This window comes from Kaistella carnis (assembly GCF_003860585.1).
Classification (GTDB): Bacteria; Bacteroidota; Bacteroidia; order Flavobacteriales; family Weeksellaceae; genus Kaistella; species Kaistella carnis.
In genome coordinates, this window is record NZ_CP034159.1 from 1,311,134 (window position 1) to 1,328,376 (window position 17,243).

The following is a 17,243-nucleotide window of genomic DNA, read 5'->3' on the forward strand; positions in this document are numbered from 1 at the left end:
CTCATTAGGGTGATATCACGTTTTCTTCTTTAAAGATATACTATTTAAAGTGAGAACGTTTTCCTATTTTTAAAGAAAATTAAAAGAAATGATCATACAGCAATTAAAGCAAGATCCAGAAAACATAGAGTTTAAAGATGTTATTTCATTTATTGATGAGCATTATGATTTCAGCCCAACTCCATTCAAAAATGGAAACACCTTAAATGAAGCCAATCAAAATAATGGATCGTGCAAAGTGTTCAGTTTTGCAAAGTCAAATAATTTATCAAAGGAAGAAACTTTATTTCTTTTTGGAGATTTTTATAGAAACGATGTCTTAAAAAATCCAGAAGGAAATGATCACCAAAATATTAGAAACTTTATAGACTTTGGGTGGGATGGAATTTCTTTTGAAGGGGAAGCTTTGAGGAAGAGAAGTTAGATTTTAGAGCTTAGAAAAAGATGGTTTCTAGTAAAAAGCTTTTGTGAAAATCAGCGTCATCAACCTTGTCAAGGTTCAGAACCTTGACAAGGTTTTTTCGGGAAGAATTGTTTAGAATTCGAGGTGACAAGGTGAAGTTTATAAGCAGAAAATTCAAAAGGCAAACAAATTTATCTTAAAAATACTAATCTTCCCACGGACAAATAATACACTTTCGTATTGATATCGGAATTAATGAGGGACGCAATATTCTTAAAATCTTTTCCTAAAGCCGTATTCGGATAAATGACGTTGCTGGATTTTGCTTTGCTTTTTTCAAAAATATAGCCGGCATTATTAATGGTGGAAGACATTGTCTGGTAAAGATAATCGACGGTTTCTTCTTCGTGATGGTGATTGTCGGCAAGGGTTTTGAAAAACTTTTCCTGCGAAGTTTGAAATAATCTTTGGGGCTCTTTGAAGGCAAAAGCTTTTTGCTCCTCGCCCTTCAAAGCCAAACTCAACATATCGTTAATCTCCAAAGCCTGTGTTGGATGTTCGCAATTGTAACAGGCTTCATCCAAATATCTGCCGACCCAACCGGTTTCTAAAAATTCGTCGCTTCTACTTGCAGACTGCCAAATATCCATGCTTCGGAAGTGGGATTTGTCGGGATTTGGATATCCAACATTGTTTAAAACAGCGAGTTCTCCGTTATTAAAGAGTTCTTTAAAATAACTTAAACTCGGATTAATGCCAGCGTCATCGGTTAGGCGTAAAGCATCTTTCACCGCAATGGCTTCTCTTTCCCGAAAATAAATATCGTTGCGGGTCGGAATAATGGTATTCAAACCATCATTCCCACCGCTGAACTGGAGAATAACCAGAATTCGGTTTTCTTTGTCTAAAGCTTCCGGAACCGCCATAGCCTGGAGGAAATTAGGAATCATGAGGGAAGCTGTGGCTAGGGAGGATATTTTGAGAAAGTCGCGTCGTTTGAGTAACATATTTTTATGATTAGCAATGAGTAATGAGTAATGAGTAATTTAGCACAATTGAAATTCGGGCGTAGACATCACGTTGATGATCTGCGATTGCACGGAAGAGCCGGAATATTGTTGAATAGTTTTCGCCAAAGCCGGAGATTTTCTTTGCAACAGATAATCCTCGATATTTTTTGATTTAAAAACGTCTTCTACTTTTTTCCAGTCGATGACAATCTTGGGATTTTTGAATCCTTTCGTCTGCTTCTGCGCACTTTTCATGCCCATTTCCACGTCATCATCAGACTTTGGTTCCACTTCCAAAGGTTTCAAACCCGACCAGATCTGCGGCATTTGCAACCTCAACATCAAAGTAGAACTGTCGATCCAGGATTTCCCCGACGGCCAGCCAGCGACGTTTGGCGGATAAAGCAGCATTTGTCCTAATAGTTTTTGATACGCGATTAAATTCTCCGGATTTTGAATTTCCATTGGAAGAATTCGTCTCATTCCCGCCATTAATTCAATGGGTGATTTTATTTTGGTACCAATATTTTCTTCCCTAAAAAACCAGTCTGAACTGAAGATGTTTTGCAGCAGCTCTTTAATATTATAGTTAGAAGCATAAAATTGATTGCTTAAATCTTCGATGATTTCAGTATTCAGCTTTTCATTAACAAAGAATCTGTAAATTTTAGTAGTGATGAATTTTGCGGTAGTTTTTTGAGCTAAAATTATTTTTAAAACTTCATTGCCGTTGAAGTTTCCAGTTTTACCCAGAAATGTTTTGATGCCGAAATCATGCAGTTTCGATCTTTCAAAAAAAGTTCCGTCGGGTAAAAAGCTCCAGCCTGTAAAAGCGCGCACAGCTTCCTGAAGATCTTTCTCCGAATAATTTCCGCGACCTAAAGTGAAAAGCTCCATGACTTCCCTCGCAAAATTTTCGTTGGGATGGTCTTTTTATTTTGCTGATTGTTGAGAAACTGCAGCATCGCCGGAGATTGGGAAACCGCGATCAATAAATCGCCGAAATTACCCAAAGCTTTTTCGCGAATGGTGTTGAGCAACTGAAGATTAAAGGCTGCATTATTGGTCCGTGTGGCGAAATGACCATGCCAGAAAAAGGCCATTTTTTCCCGCAACTGATCTTCTGAAAAAACCATTTGATCCAAAAAGGAAAGATTAAGCTGATAAATCTGTTTCCGATTTTTCTGCATCACCATCTTTTTGGTGACGGAATCCATCTTTTTGATGTTCTGATAATCAACAGCAATCAGCTCTTCTTTCAAAGCCAGGGGTTGAAAAGGATAATTTTTAAATAAAACATCTCGTATTTCACTGTCCTTCCAGGTTTCTATTTTTTCAAATTGCGAAAGTTCCGGTCCAAAACCTGCACGCAGAAGGAGGTGATTATTTTTCTGAAGTTGCGATATGCTCATACCGCCTGTTTGCAACTTTGATGTCATGTTTTACAGGAGGTTAAAGGAAAACCTTCTTTTTTATGTTAACCCTTTATAAATCAAAGGACTTCACTTCCCGATATTCTTTCAATAAATTTTGGAAAACCTCTTCTACGGAAATTATTTCTTTGATTAAAGCGGAAACCTGACCAATTTCCAGTTCACCTTCTTCCAGATCACCTTCAAACATTCCACGTTTCGAACGGGCACGGCCGAGGGTTTCTTTTAATGCTTCTACATTTCGCCCGGTGTCGTAGAGCTTTTCTAAGTCATGGAAAAATTTATTCTTGACCATTCTTACGGGCGCTAACTCTTTTAAAGTCAAATGGGTGTCGCCTTCATTCAGGGAGATGATTTTATTTTTCCAGCTCTCATGGGAACTCGCTTCCAATGTGGCGGCGAAACGGGAACCAATTTGAACGCCGTCCGCTCCAAGAATCATAGCGGCTTTCATTTGGGAACCTAAAGCGATTCCACCCGCAGCAATAAGCGGTTTTGAAATATGTTTTTTTACGTTTGGAATCAGACAGAACGTGGTGGTTTCATCGCGACCGTTATGTCCGCCCGCTTCGAAACCTTCTGCCACGATTGCATCAACGCCAGCGTCTTCACATTTCATGGCAAACTTGGTGGAGGAAACGACGTGAGCAACTTTTAAACCTTCTTTTTGTAATGTTTCTGTATACGTTTTCGGATTTCCAGCGGAAGTAAAAATGATTTTAACGCCTTCTTCTAAAATAATCTGAATGACTTCATCTAAATTGGGATAAAGCATTGGCACATTTACTCCAAATGGTTTATCTGTCGCCGCTTTACATTTCTGAATGTTTTCGCGCAAAATATCGGGATACATACTTCCGGCACCGATCAAGCCTAAACCACCATTATTAGAAACCGCAGAAGCCAACCGCCAACCGGAATGCCAAATCATTCCACCCTGAATAATGGGATATTTTATTTTAAATAAGTCAGTGACTTTATTTTCTTTCTCACTCATTTCTTTCATTTTTTTAGCCGCGCCAAAATCGATAAAATTACTCATGGGGTAAATTTAATTAAATCAATGAAGAGGAAAAAATGTTGAAGTAAAAAATTTAGAATAGAAGAAAATACTTGAAGTTTGTAATGGTCTAAAAGTGCAAATATTTAATTTTTAACAGCAAAAGAGACAAAAGATAAATGAAGAAAAAGATTATCAAAAGAATGCAAAAAGTATAATCTAATAAAACGCTCCTTTACTTACTGTTGGACAATTTACTATATCAAAGCTTTTGGTCATCTTTTGTGGTGAAAAAAAGACTGTAGATCAACTCTTATTCTGTAATAATTTTGTAATCACCTAATTTGCCATTCCAGTTTTCGCCGTAGGTTGTGAATTCGATGTATAAAATTTGACCGTCGGTAACATCAACTACATAGCTTAACCCTTGTTTTAAGCCTTTCACTTCTATATTTTCTCCACCGCTAAACAAGGCGTTGATATCATCAAATTTGAGTTCTTCTTCAGCATTGGTGTAGTCAAAATTGACCGTCATTCCGGTTTTTGTGATTTCCCGGTCTTTCACTTTCAGATACGGAAGATGAGATTTTAATGCAGGATATTTTTCGGTTAAAAGGTTTAAAAGATTTGATTCGAGGGTGTTTAAGGGTTCCATAGTTTTGGGGGGTTTCGGTGGAGGGATATTCAAATTTGGTCAATGCGAATAAACGGGAAATATTGGAATAAAAAAATTATTAAGAGAAATAAAGTTTTCGGAATTTTTAATTTTCACAACATCACACACTATAATTCGTGCGACAGCTGAAAAAAAAATAAACCTCCTGAAGTTCCAGCCCTGATCGCAGTGAAAATCCCGGAGTGAGGCGCGAGCGAAGCGAGCGCCGAAACGAGGAATTGTAACGTAGAGCAGGTCGTAATTTTAAAAGAAGCAAATATTTTGTTGCTCCTAAAAAAACTTAGCATTCCGGCCAGTAGCGATCATCGAATGATTTCCTAAAAAATTCCCATAATTATTTTAATTCTAGGACCGGATCAATCAATTGAGGAAAAGTGTGGTTATCTTTGCAAAAAAATTAGCATGTCCAGACTCATCTCCGATTTAGGAATTATTAAAAAACTTCAAAACGCTTTAACCGATTTAGAAATTACGGTGGCAACAGATATTCAGGAACAGGTGATTCCGATCATTCTGGAGCAGAGTGAGGATTTGGTGGCACTTGCCAAAACGGGAACGGGGAAAACTGCGGCGTTCGGATTGCCACTTTTGCAGTTGGTAGATCCTGAAAACACCCCTGTGCAAACTTTGATTTTATCGCCGACCAGAGAGTTGAGTCAACAGATTTATAATAACCTGAAGGATTTAGCGGAATATATGCCTGAGGTTTCTATTGTTTTATTAACAGGAGGAAACACCGTGAAATCGCAAGTTGAAGAGTTGAAATCTGCGCCTCAAATTATTGTGGCAACGCCGGGTCGTTTTTTAGATTTACTGGAAAAAGGTGCTTTTGATATTAAGTCTTTGAAGAACTTGGTTTTAGATGAAGCTGACGAAATGTTTCAGGCGCTTAAAGAAGATTTAATGTCGATCCTGAAAGCAGTTCCTAAAAACCGTCGTACGTATTTATTCAGTGCGACCATGCCGGGTGAACTGAAAGATATCGTTCATAATTATATGTCAAAGAATGCGGTTTCCATTAATTCTGATATGGCGACGATTGGACATGAAGGAATTGATCATCAATATATCGTGGTCGATCCGATCGAAAAATTAGATGTGCTTTTACACTTTTTGAATTCGCAGGAAGGCGGAAGAGGAATTATCTTCTGTAAAACCAAAGCAGCCGTAAATAAATTAGCAAAAAATTTAGCGATCCGTAAAATCTCCTCAGGAGCTTTACACGGAAGTTTGACGCAGGGAATTCGAGACCGAATTATGGATCAGTTTCGTGAAGGTTATATTGATATTCTGGTGGCGACCGATTTGGTGGCGCGTGGAATTGATGTGAAGGAATTGGCGTACGTTGTCAATTATCACTTACCAGACACGCCTGAAGCTTATGTTCATCGTAGCGGACGAACTGGTAGAGCGGGCGCAAAAGGACTTTCGATGACGATTATTCAGGAAGAGGAAGTTAAAGAAATTGCTGAGTTTGAAGAGGAATTAGGAATTAAATTTCATCCTGTTAAAAAAGCAAATGCTGAAGACATCGAATGGAATAATACTTTGGTTTGGGCTAAGAAAGTATTTAAAACAAAACCAAACCGCGAGATTCCGGAAGAAGTAAGACAGCAGGTGAAAACGATTTTTCACCATTTGACAAAAGAGGAATTGATGGATAAAGTACTTTCCAATTATTTAGCGGAGAACAGTAAATAAACTTTTTACTTTCTAAATATCAATTAACGAAACGGTCTAAATTTGAACATTTGTATTCAAATTTAGACCGCTTCTGTTATAATAATCCTTTACAGATTTTTTCGGTACAATTTCTATGTGAGTACAAGTTGGAAGTCTACTCCACTACTTTTTTCACCCTTTCTACTTTATCAAATTTCGATAGAGTTAAGCGAACGATACTGTCTTCCTGTGCAAGTAAATCGTGCGGAACATTAGCTTCCAGGGAAATTAAATCGCCTGCTTTTAAAGACATTTTTTCGCCGTTCACGCCAAATTCAATTGCACCTTCATGAATCTCCACTGTGATCGGAAAACCGGCCTTGTGTTCCTTCATGCTTTGCCCTTTTCTAAAAAGGATTCGTATTTCTTTGGAGGATTCAGTTTCCATCATCACCGTCACGGCAACTTTATCTTCGTTGTACTTAAGGTCGTTTCTTAAAGAGGCTGTTTTCATAATATACTTTTTAATAATTATTCAAGTTACCAAAAATCTTTCGAATAATGCAGTTTTCGACCTGCTGAAATTTTTAGAATTAATTTTTAAACAGTTTATATTTCTCCTATAAAAGACAGAAGAGAATCTTCAACCCATTGAATTTAAACAACTTTACAAAGTGAGATTCCTATTTTTCAATTCAGTTTCAAAGGCTTTTTTGCGGGCATTATTTTTCAGGAGCATTTGAATAAAAAGCAAGGGAAAGAACGTAATAATTCCCAGCCCATATTTTACGGTACTCCACGTTGCAACACCGATCATCACTCCGAACAAGACGGCATTTACAATATTGCCTGATCTTATTTTTTTACCTTCCAGCAAAAGTTCTTCATTGGTTAATTGGGACAATTCTTTTTGAATCATTTATTGATTATTTTTTTTGATAAAGAAACTATTTAAAGTCTTTTTCAGAGATTTTCTTATTGTAATACAAATCTATAATTTTCGATTCCTGATTGCCATCTTCTGACACAAATGTTTGTTTGGTTTCGTAAATTAAATCCCCGAACTTTTTGAAATCATCATACAAAACCGTGGAGTCTGAATTCTTTTCAGGATCCTTAACCACTTCAGACTTCACGAGAAAACCGGAAGCTTTATCATAATAAAGGTAAGTTACTTTTCCATTCACTAAGGTCGCTTTAATCTTGTGACAGTCTTTATTTCCCGTTTTTTCTTCGCCGATATATTCTACCTAGTAAAGTGTTGGATCAATATAATCCAGTGAATTCATAATATGTTTTCGATAGACTTTATCTTTAACTTCATCCTGATCAGCAATGGTTTTTTGTCCGTTTACCACATCATAACCGGTTTTTCCATCGTAGAACGATTGGTACACTACTCTTCCCTGGTATACAATTTCGAAACTTCCTTTATTGGGCGCCATTTCTTTGGTAACCCATTTTACATTTCTACCATCCATCACTGTTTCAGAATTGGAGTATAATGTTTTAATATTTTTTAAAAAGTCTTTGCCTCCTTGCGCTTTAATTGATTTTTCAATCATCTGCACGGCTTGGTCTGTCGTATTATTTTGAGAAAATAAGAAACCTGTTGTAATAAGTAAAGTGGAAAATGTAATGGTAAATTTCATAGATGATTTAATTTTATGTGGTTTTTATAAGTCGGTGTTTTTTGCTGGCGGGAATTTTTCTAAAAAATCTTTGTAAACATAACAAATTGAAATATTAACGAAAAGTTTCACGAAAGGAACTTCCGACCTATAATAGCAATTGGTAAACAAAGTGTTTTCAATTAATAAATTTCAAGTAAGGTATAACCCAGATTTTTGTCAAACTTATAAAATAATTCGTAGGTCGTTACGGTCACAATTCCGTAATCTTTAACGCCTTCCCGGCTTTCATTCCTGCCCCAACCGTCCGTATTTAAAAAGATAGATTTAAAATTTCGATTTATTTGAAAATTGATTGGACTGGCCATAAAATCTTTTTGCCCAATTTTCACTTTATAACCCAAGTGATAATCAATCTTATCAAATTTGCGATTTTCAATAGTTCTCAATTTTCCATTGAGTTTATAATAGCGGTTCTTTTTATCGTTCAAATTGTCACTACCGAAAACATAAATTTTATTTTCCTCCTCATTTTTTCTATTCTCGATTATAAATTCATTGGTTGAATAATAAATGTCAAAGTAAATTTTAATGGTATTGGGAGTTTCTTCCTTCTTTATATATCTAAAAGAATTTGCGCCAAGATTTTGAGAATGAAATTTTGCAATTTCGTAAATATTTGAAAAGAGCGATTTTTCACCTTCACAACTTATAGTTGCCAAATACTGACTATTTTCGGTGGAAGATTTATTGTTTATAAATTCAAATACTTCATAATTTTTCTTTTCTGGAATCGAATCCTTTAAAGATATTATTTTGAATTCCTGCGAATAGAACATTGCAAATGCAAGAACAAAAAATACAGTGAAATTTTTTTTCATAAATAGTTTTTTCAATATTGCGGTTAACGATTGTGGATGGGCAAAATGGCGGATAACAAGCCGAAACTTTCTATAATCACTTAACTTGAGAGGAAGCGCAAATCTTCTCTGTAGAATTAAAACGACCATATTGCGAAGCCGATATTGAACTAAACCTCCGGTAGCTTTTCCTGAGGCTGTTTTATTAACTTTGTTTGATCATAACATAAAATAAAATCTCTAAAATGGCTACAAAAAAAAATCTCCGGAGGATTTAAGGACGAACAAAATTTTGAATCGCGCTTCAAGCGAAGTTAAAGGTTTTTCGGAACTGATACAACGTTTCGAAAGAAATATTTCCATACAGGGAAAAAGTCCCAGAACCTTTGATAATTATTCCAGGCATATAGCAGCCGTAGCGCTTCATTTCAGTAAAATTCCTACGGAATTAGATCCGGAAGACATCAAAGATTATCTCTTCGAACTTCAACAACGCAGCAAAACTCCTTCCCAAACTTACTTTAAACACACGGTTTATGGACTGCGGTTTCTTTTAAAATGTGAAGGTTTACCCTATAGTTTTCTGCATCTTCCTGCCATTCCAAAAGTCAAAAAACTGCCGACTATTTTAAGCCGTCAGGAAGTTTGGCGGATGCTTCAAACGGCGCAATTGCTGAAACACAAACTGCTCATCGGTCTGATTTACGGGTGCGGACTTCGATGTATGGAAGTCCGGAATATCGAACTTCATCATCTTGATTTTGACCGCCAAATGCTGCATGTTGTTCAGGGTAAAGGTCAAAAAGACCGTTATGTTCCTTTATCCGCGCATTTAATTCGAGGATTGAAAACCTTTATTTCCGTAGAAAATCCGGATCAATATTTATTTAATGGAAATCAGAACAGAAATATTGAAGAGATTGATCAGGTAGTTACAAACAGACTGGACTTCGATTCCAGATACAGTCAAAGAGGCGTTCAATGGGTCATCAAAACGGTGAGCAAAAAAGCAGGAATTACCAAAGTTGTTCATACTCACACTTTGCGACACAGCTTTGCCACGCATTTATTGGAAGATGGAGTTTCTATCATTATGGTTCAAAAACTTTTGGGTCATGAAAGAATTGAATCGACGATGGAATATCTTCATGTCTGTCAGTTGTCTGACCAAAAACCGCACAGCCCTTTGGATACCGTTTTCGCTTTATGCAGTAAAAATGGAAACCCGAAGTAAGGTAAATAAACAAAGCGGAAGCGTTGCCGACGTTCTTCGCAAAATCAATTTATCGGCTCAGAATTTTACGGTTCATCAGGAGAAAACGCTTCGGGCTTTATCGTATTGCCGAACTTCTGCTTTGGGTGGTCATATTGATGCGTGTGATGGTTGTGGCAATCTTTCCATCAGTTACAACTCGTGCCGTAATCGGCATTGTCCGCAATGTCAAGGTCATAAAAAAGAAGAATGGATTCAGAAACGCGAACAGGAATTATTGCCTTGCAGTTATTACCACGTGGTTTTTACGCTTCCTGAAGAACTCAATGGTTTGGCAATCTCTCAACCGGCATTGTTGTATAAAACCTTATTTGAAGCAGCTTGGGCAACATTAAATCAGTTCGGTAAAACAGAACAGATGCAACTCGGAATGATTGCGATTTTGCATACTTGGGGACAGAATCTGAGTCTTCATCCTCATTTACACTGCATCGTTCCAGGCGGTGGAATTGATCACAATGGAAAATGGAAAAAGAAAATGAGAACCGATAAATATCTCTTCTGTGTAAAAGCGATGAGTAAAGTTTTCCGCGCAAAGTTCGTGGCTTCATTAAGAGCTTCCGGAATTAAAGACCAGGATTTAATAGATCAACTCTTCACCAAAAACTGGGTGGTTTATGCGAAAAGACCTTTTGGCGGACCAAAACAAGTGATCGAATATTTGGGAAGATATACGCACAAAGTTGCCATTAGCAATCATCGCATCAAAGAAGTTACGGATCATGAAGTTCGTTTTGGGTACAAAGATTATCGCAAAGAAGGTCAGAAAAAGGAAATGACTTTATCGAATACTGAATTTGTGCGCAGATTTAGTCTTCATATTTTGCCTCGAAGGTTTGTAAGAATAAGGCATTACGGGATTTTGAGCAGCTCCTGGAAACGCGGGAAACTTCAGGATTTACAATTAGACTTAAAAATCCAGATTACAGAAGTAAAACCGAAAACTTTGCTTAAAAAATGTCGGTGTTGCAAGGAAGGAAATTTAATCACCATCGCGCTTTTCGGACAAAGAGGACCGCCTCAGGATTTTCTTGCCGTTTTCAATGCCTCGTCTGCAAAATAAACTTTGTGGGTAAGGGATTTTGTATCTTAAAAGTAAAGAAAAGCCGGTGAGTGCTTCAAAAAACCTCACCTCAGATCCCGAAAAAAGCAGTCCTTCTAAAAAACTGCTCTATTATCCTAAATTCTAGAAACGATAACTCCATAAGGTTACCAAGTGGGGAGAAAAAGCCACCGGAGGTTCCGTTCAACAGGCTTTCATTTCTTGTCTTTCAGACAAAACGAAAGCTTAGTTATTATGCGACGTCTTTTTTTGCCACAATGAAAATATAGTCTCCATAATTTTCGGAAAAACTATCCTTTATTTTGTTAAAATTTCCGTTCGAAATATCTTCTTGCAGAATTTTTAATCCTCTATTTACTTCTTCCTGGCTTGACAATGAAGCAAAAGATGAAATTCCTTTTCTGAATTTTTCTTGTAAATAAATTTCCGGTCTCACTTTTCCGGAATAAAGGAAAAAGTCCTGCAATTCATTTGTAACCATATACTTTTCAGTTTCTGTGATTTTAAAATTGCATTTATTTACTTCGCTTTCTATTATTTCTAGAGTTGGCATTTGAAGCATTGATTTTTCCATCATCTTTGGGAAATAATAATTGAGCCAATAGTTTTTCATTTGTGAAGGTGTGGAAGTGAAAATTATTAATTTTCCATTTGGTTTCAGCACTCGGAAAATTTCTTTCACAGCATCATTAAGTTTCGTCCAATGATGAATTGTTAAGGTCGCAATAACATTGTCGAAATATTCGTTTTCAGCAGGAATATTTTCCGCACTTCCAATTCTCCAATCAATTTTTTTGCTTTTAGATTTGGCAATCTCTAACATTTTTTCAGATGGTTCAATGCCGATAAAATTTAGATTTTTGTTCGCCAAAGCAACAGTATAATTTCCTGTTCCGCAACCAATATCGAGATTTATTTCGTTCGGCTGTGCATTTAGAAATTGAAAAAGTTTTTCAGTCAAGTATTCATCTGCAAATCTTGTTGAATTATATTCGTCGCCGATTTTATCATATTTTTTTTCGAAATTCACTTTTGGTAACGGGTTTTGATAAGATGTCGCATAACGGAAAAAGTATTGGCGAAGGACGGGCTACTTTGCTGAGAATTTCAAAGGAGAACCGACCTGAGCAAAATGCTTTTTCAGATTTCTAAATTACGAAAAAAAAGAAATATGGAAAGCATTTTGCGGATATTGTTAACTGAATGCTCAAAGACAATATTCACCCCGTCTTTTGCCAATACACTGTTGAACTAAACCTCCGGTAGCTTTTCCTGAGGCTGTTTTTATTAACTTTGTTTTTATTCAACAAAATAAAATCTCTAAAATGGCTACAAAAAAAAATCTCCGGAGGATTTAAGAACGAACAAAATTTTGAATCGCGCTTCGAGCGAAGTTAATGGTTTTTCGGAACTGATACAACGTTTCGAAAGAAATATTTCAATCCAGGGAAAAAGTCCCAGAACCTTTGATAATTATTCCAGGCATGTTGCCGCCGTAGCGCTTCATTTCGGTAAAATTCCTACTGAATTGGATCCGGAAGAAGTTAAAGATTATCTCTTCGAACTTCAACAACGCAGCAAAACACCTTCCCAAACTTACTTTAAACACACCGTTTATGGACTGCGGTTTCTTCTGAAAGCAGAAGGTTTACCCTACGATTTTCTACATCTTCCAGCCATGCCAAAAGTCAAAAAACTGCCGACTATTTTAAGCCGTCAGGAAGTTTGGCGTATGCTTCAAACGGCGCAGTTACTGAAACACAAACTGCTCATCGGTCTGATTTACGGGTGCGGACTTCGATGTATGGAAGTGCGGAATATCGAACTTCATCATCTTGATTTTGACCGACAAATGCTGCATGTTGTTCAGGGTAAAGGGCAAAAAGACCGTTATGTTCCTTTATCCGAACATTTAATTCGGGGACTTAAAACCTTTATTTCAGTGGAAAATCCGACGCAATATTTATTCAATGGAAATCAAAATAGAAATATTGAAGAGATTGATCAGGTAGTTACAAACAGACTGGACTTCGATTCCAGATACAGCCAAAGAGGCGTTCAATGGGTGATTAAAACCATCTCAAAAAAAGCCGGCATCACCAAAGAAGTTCATACCCATACTTTGCGACACAGCTTTGCCACTCATTTATTGGAAGATGGAGTTTCTATCATTATGGTTCAAAAACTTCTGGGACATGAAAGAATTGAATCCACCATGGAATATCTTCATGTCTGTCAGTTGTCTGACCAAAAACCGCACAGCCCTTTGGATACCGTTTTCGCTTTATGCAGTAAAAATGGAAACCCGAAGTAAAGGCGGAAGTGTAGCAGAAGTCATTCGTACCCTCAATTTATCGGCTCAGAACATTACGGTTCATCAAGAAAAAACACTTCGCGCTTTGTCGTATTGCCGGACTGCTGCTTTGGGTGGTCATATCGATGCGTGTGATGGTTGTGGAAATATTTCCATCAGTTACAACTCGTGTCGTAATCGGCATTGTCCGCAATGTCAAGGTCATAAAAAAGAAGAATGGATTCAGAAACGCGAACAGGAATTATTGCCTTGCAGTTATTACCACGTGGTTTTTACGCTTCCTGAAGAGTTGAATGGTTTGGCGATCTCTCAACCGGCATTATTGTATAAAACCTTATTTGAAGCAGCTTGGGCAACATTAAATCAGTTCGGTAAAACAGAACAGATGCAACTCGGAATGATTGCGATTTTGCATACTTGGGGACAGAATCTGAGTCTTCATCCTCATTTACACTGCATCGTTCCAGGTGGTGGAATTGATCACAATGGAAAATGGAAAAAGAAAATGAGAACCGATAAATATCTCTTCTGTGTAAAAGCGATGAGCAAAGTTTTTCGGGCAAAGTTTGTGGCTTTATTAAGAGCTTCCGGAATTAAAGACCAGGATTTAATAGATCAACTCTTCACCAAAAACTGGGTCGTTTATGCCAAAAGACCTTTTGGCGGACCAAAACAAGTGATCGAATATTTGGGAAGATATACGCACAAAGTTGCCATTAGCAATCACCGCATCAAAGAAGTTACGGATCATGAAGTTCGTTTTGGGTACAAAGATTATCGCAAAGAAGGTCAGAAAAAGGAAATGACTTTATCGAATACTGAATTTGTGCGCAGATTTAGTCTTCATATTTTGCCTCGAAGGTTTGTAAGAATAAGGCATTACGGAATTTTGAGCAGCTCCTGGAAACGCGGGAAACTTCAGGATTTACAATCAGATTTAAAAATCCAGATTACAGAAGTAAAACCGAAAACTTTGCTTAAAAAATGTCGGTGTTGCAAGGAAGGAAATTTAATCACCATCGCACTTTTCGGACAACGTGGCCCACCTCAGGATTTTCTTGCCGTTTTCAATGCCTCGTCTGCAAAATAAATTTTGTGGGTAAGGGATTTTATATCTTAAAAGTAAAGAAAAGCCGGTGAGTGCATGAAAATACCTCACCTCAGATCCCAAAAAAAGCAGTCCTTCTAAAAAACTGCTCTATTATCCTAAATTCTAGAAACGATAACTCCATAAGGTTACCAAGTGGGGAGAAAAAGCCACCGGAGGTTCCGTTCAACAGGCTTTCATCTCGTGTCCTGCGGACAAGACGAAAGCTTAGTTATTAGGCGACGTTTTACTTTATCTTACTTTTTTGTTTGAGATTATTATATTCTTTTTTCAGATTTGAATTTTGAGTTTTTGTTTCATTTAATTCTGTTTTGAGTTTTGCATTTTCTTTTTCTAATTCAGATTTATCAAATTCAGCTTTATATGTTCCTAAAAAATATGATAAGCCAACTGCAATTGGCAGTATAGTCCAAAAAAGTGGAGATTTGAATATGTTTTCAGAAGTTTCAGGAGTTTTTTTCATAGTTTCTTTTATCTCACTTTCCAATATATCAAGAAGATTTAATAAGTTGTTTTTGTCATTTCTCCAAGCTTCATCATTTTTATAATGTCCAACATTATAAATACCTTCTTTTGGTCTAAATGTTATTCTACTTAAACTTGTATAATAATTGCTATTTTCATCAAGATTTGCATTAAAAAAACCAATAATTTGCCTCATTAGTTTATTTTTTTCTTCATGAATTTTTGCTAGTTTGTTATCAATTATAGCTCTTTCTTCTTCAGTTTTGCCACCATAATAATTGTTAAAATCAGATTCAGATAATAATATATTTGGAAGTTTTTCTACTCCATTTTTTAACTCTTGTAATCTGGATAATGTATTCTTATTCAATTTTTTATCGGTATTTTTATAAAATGTCGCCTAACTCGTTTATATGTCTTACTTCGTCAGACAAATACAACGTATTTGGTAGTGATTTGTCTGATTTCCGTGAGACTTATTTCTGATGACTAAGATATATTTTTTTTCTTTATAAATCATCAAACGGACTTTTGATCTGTTGTATACTTTTTGTGCTTACGTGCGTATAGATTTCTGTCGTTCTGCTGCTGTTATGTCCTAATAACTCTTGAATATATCGCAAGTCAGTGCCGCTTTCTAATAAGTGAGTGGCATAACTATGCCTTAACCAATGTAAAGTGACGGGCTTTTTTATATCGCATTTTCGTAATGCTTGTTTTAATACGCTCTGAAGACTTTTTGCAGAATAATTACTGCCTGGTTCTTGACCTTCAAATAAAAAAGTTTTTGGTTTGTAAAGCTGGTAATATGCTCTCAATAATTCTAAAATCTTTGGAGATAAAGGCGTAATTCTATCTTTTTTACCTTTTGCTTGCTTAATCAGAACAATATTCCGTTTAGAATCGATGTCAAGTGGTCTTAGCTGGAGTAATTCGCTGCATCGTAAACCACAACTGTAGATTAAAGAAAGCATCATTTTGTGTTTCAAATTAGCATGAGCCTCGAGGATGATCTTAACTTCCTCTTTACTCAAAACATTTGGTAATGTCTTTGGTTTTTTAGGGCGGTCAAGTTTATCGGCTTCTATTTTTGTTTCCCGTATTGTTCTAAAGTATAATTTTATAGCGCTAATGATCTGGCTCTGGTAAGACGCAGATAATTTTTTTGTCAAAATGTAATCATTATTAAAATCAAGAACATCTGCATTGGTGAGCTCACAAACGTCTTTTGACTTATAGTAAAGTAAAAATGATCGTAGTGCATCAGAATAGGTTTTGATTGTATTTGGACTGTATCTTTTGGAAGAAAGCCACCGTATAAATAAATCGTGATGTTTTCGACCCTCCGATGAAAGTACGGTGTCTTCTTCCGGTGCGATTTGAAACCGTTCTCTATTTTCCCGTGTATCCGGAATATGCCATAGTTTTTTCTGCTGACTCCATCGCGCTCCACTAATTAGTTTTATCCGTTGGATCAACTCTTTATCTTTCTCGAACTTTACACCAATGCGATCCTCATTTCTATGGTTGATTAATTTTGCAGACCAAATCATAATGCCTGATTTTAAGAAATAAAGATAATCAAATTTGACCACTACGTGATTATATATGGTTATCAATTTTGGCGTCTATTGAGATGAATGTTGTCCAACGTTTCGGAAATTTATTTTCATCGTAGGTAAGTAAAACTAAAAAGCAAATTTATATCACCCATTAAGGTTTAAAATATCTAAAATCGGAAGCTCTTATCCTTTTCTCCTATTTCTGGTGTTTTTCTGCATGCAAAATTAAAAATGGAAAATCTTCCTAAAAAAATGAATTTGGGAATCCATCAATATTTATTCTAAAACAAAATTTAAATATTGACGAACCCACCTACCCTTCCAGGCAAATTCATTTCGGGCTGCCACGTCGTTTCAGTTCTAGAAATTGTTCGCATTTTTTTAATCATTAAGCAAAGAAAAAGACACCGCCATTATACGAATAAAGATAAAAGCGCATCGTTCATTTATATTTTTTAAAAACCTCAAATTTCCTTAATCCATGGTAGATAGGTATGATAAAAGAAAAAAGCATCTTCATTACCAAATAAATAACGAATAAAATAAATGGACTAATAACGAAAGCACTAATTAACTAAATAATTATCATCATGAAAAATCTTTTTGTCACCACTACCCTAGATCATTACTTACAAGCAAAAAACGCATTTACAATTGTTAACCAAATCATAGAACTACTAAAAAACCCGCAAGTCTTTAATGAAGATTTTCAAGTTGGGAAAATAACAAAATTGATGATATTGCATTTTCGATGGAACTTCAAGATGGAAATCTGAATATAAT

At 36.2% G+C, this 17,243-nt stretch carries 17 protein-coding genes and 1 pseudogene; 6 read left to right on the forward strand and 12 right to left on the reverse strand.

The features are described 5' to 3' along the window. Positions 1 to 88 precede the first annotated feature (88 nt). Entirely contained in the window at positions 89 to 424 is a 336-nt protein-coding gene (locus EIB73_RS05890; protein WP_125023554.1) for a HopJ type III effector protein, read from the forward strand. A 170-nt stretch (positions 425 to 594) separates the two neighbouring features. Here EIB73_RS05890 and EIB73_RS05895 read toward each other — a convergent pair whose 3' ends face one another. The 4 genes and pseudogenes from EIB73_RS05895 to EIB73_RS05910 form a co-directional block, all read right to left on the reverse strand. Next, positions 595 to 1,410 carry a DUF1501 domain-containing protein gene (locus EIB73_RS05895; RefSeq protein ID WP_228411286.1) on the reverse strand — a complete coding sequence of 272 codons (816 nt, stop codon included), beginning with the start codon at positions 1,408 to 1,410 and terminating at the stop codon, positions 595 to 597. A gap of 39 nt (positions 1,411 to 1,449) precedes the next feature. Next, positions 1,450 to 2,852: pseudogene (locus tag EIB73_RS05900) on the reverse strand (DUF1800 domain-containing protein). A gap of 46 nt (positions 2,853 to 2,898) precedes the next feature. After that, positions 2,899 to 3,843, reverse strand: coding sequence for an NAD(P)H-dependent flavin oxidoreductase (locus EIB73_RS05905; protein ID WP_125026065.1), 945 nt, complete (start codon positions 3,841 to 3,843; stop codon positions 2,899 to 2,901). Between the two features lie 316 nt (positions 3,844 to 4,159). Next, complete coding sequence (locus EIB73_RS05910; protein ID WP_125023556.1) at positions 4,160 to 4,501, reverse strand: hypothetical protein; 342 nt, start codon at positions 4,499 to 4,501, stop codon at positions 4,160 to 4,162. Positions 4,502 to 4,924: 423 nt separating this feature from the next. Between EIB73_RS05910 and EIB73_RS05915 the strand changes: the two genes are divergently transcribed. After that, a complete protein-coding gene (locus EIB73_RS05915) occupies positions 4,925 to 6,223 on the forward strand; it encodes a DEAD/DEAH box helicase (protein WP_125023558.1) in 1,299 nt (432 codons plus the stop codon). A gap of 136 nt (positions 6,224 to 6,359) precedes the next feature. Here the strand turns inward: EIB73_RS05915 and EIB73_RS05920 are convergent, their stop codons facing one another. The 5 genes from EIB73_RS05920 to EIB73_RS05940 form a co-directional block, all read right to left on the reverse strand. Continuing rightward, positions 6,360 to 6,698: a cupin domain-containing protein gene (locus EIB73_RS05920; protein WP_125023560.1), complete on the reverse strand. Its 339-nt coding sequence runs from the start codon at positions 6,696 to 6,698 to the stop codon at positions 6,360 to 6,362. 153 nt (positions 6,699 to 6,851) lie between these two features. Then, a complete protein-coding gene (locus tag EIB73_RS05925; RefSeq protein WP_125023562.1) occupies positions 6,852 to 7,103 on the reverse strand; it encodes an FUSC family protein in 252 nt (83 codons plus the stop codon). 28 nt (positions 7,104 to 7,131) lie between these two features. Beyond that, positions 7,132 to 7,371 carry a hypothetical protein gene (locus EIB73_RS05930; RefSeq protein WP_164467861.1) on the reverse strand — a complete coding sequence of 80 codons (240 nt, stop codon included), beginning with the start codon at positions 7,369 to 7,371 and terminating at the stop codon, positions 7,132 to 7,134. Positions 7,372 to 7,434: 63 nt separating this feature from the next. Further along, positions 7,435 to 7,836 carry a hypothetical protein gene (locus tag EIB73_RS05935; RefSeq protein WP_125023566.1) on the reverse strand — a complete coding sequence of 134 codons (402 nt, stop codon included), beginning with the start codon at positions 7,834 to 7,836 and terminating at the stop codon, positions 7,435 to 7,437. A 161-nt stretch (positions 7,837 to 7,997) separates the two neighbouring features. Continuing rightward, positions 7,998 to 8,696 (reverse strand): hypothetical protein, encoded by a 699-nt coding sequence (locus EIB73_RS05940; protein ID WP_125023568.1) that lies wholly within the window; start codon positions 8,694 to 8,696, stop codon positions 7,998 to 8,000. A gap of 271 nt (positions 8,697 to 8,967) precedes the next feature. Here EIB73_RS05940 and EIB73_RS05945 point away from each other — a divergent pair, with 271 nt between their 5' ends. Then, complete coding sequence (locus EIB73_RS05945; RefSeq protein ID WP_125023570.1) at positions 8,968 to 9,909, forward strand: tyrosine-type recombinase/integrase; 942 nt, start codon at positions 8,968 to 8,970, stop codon at positions 9,907 to 9,909. After that, positions 9,893 to 11,011 (forward strand): IS91 family transposase, encoded by a 1,119-nt coding sequence (locus EIB73_RS05950; RefSeq protein ID WP_125023572.1) that lies wholly within the window; start codon positions 9,893 to 9,895, stop codon positions 11,009 to 11,011. The genes EIB73_RS05945 and EIB73_RS05950 overlap by 17 nt, the downstream gene beginning before the upstream one ends. 232 nt (positions 11,012 to 11,243) lie before the next feature. On the opposite strand, the gene EIB73_RS05955 is transcribed toward EIB73_RS05950, so the two are convergent. Beyond that, a complete protein-coding gene (locus EIB73_RS05955) occupies positions 11,244 to 12,041 on the reverse strand; it encodes a class I SAM-dependent methyltransferase (protein WP_125023574.1) in 798 nt (265 codons plus the stop codon). A gap of 342 nt (positions 12,042 to 12,383) precedes the next feature. Between EIB73_RS05955 and EIB73_RS05960 the strand changes: the two genes are divergently transcribed. Both EIB73_RS05960 and EIB73_RS05965 read left to right on the forward strand, forming a co-directional pair. Continuing rightward, positions 12,384 to 13,325: a tyrosine-type recombinase/integrase gene (locus EIB73_RS05960; RefSeq protein ID WP_125023575.1), complete on the forward strand. Its 942-nt coding sequence runs from the start codon at positions 12,384 to 12,386 to the stop codon at positions 13,323 to 13,325. Then, a complete protein-coding gene (locus EIB73_RS05965; RefSeq protein ID WP_125023578.1) occupies positions 13,309 to 14,415 on the forward strand; it encodes an IS91 family transposase in 1,107 nt (368 codons plus the stop codon). The genes EIB73_RS05960 and EIB73_RS05965 overlap by 17 nt, the downstream gene beginning before the upstream one ends. 244 nt (positions 14,416 to 14,659) lie before the next feature. Here EIB73_RS05965 and EIB73_RS05970 read toward each other — a convergent pair whose 3' ends face one another. Together EIB73_RS05970 and EIB73_RS05975 are read right to left on the reverse strand one after the other, a co-directional pair. Further along, positions 14,660 to 15,268, reverse strand: coding sequence for a hypothetical protein (locus EIB73_RS05970; protein ID WP_125023579.1), 609 nt, complete (start codon positions 15,266 to 15,268; stop codon positions 14,660 to 14,662). A gap of 139 nt (positions 15,269 to 15,407) precedes the next feature. Beyond that, the gene (locus EIB73_RS05975) at positions 15,408 to 16,451 is read right to left on the reverse strand and encodes a tyrosine-type recombinase/integrase (protein WP_125023581.1); all 1,044 of its coding nucleotides are present in this window, start codon (positions 16,449 to 16,451) and stop codon (positions 15,408 to 15,410) included. Positions 16,452 to 17,243 lie beyond the last annotated feature (792 nt).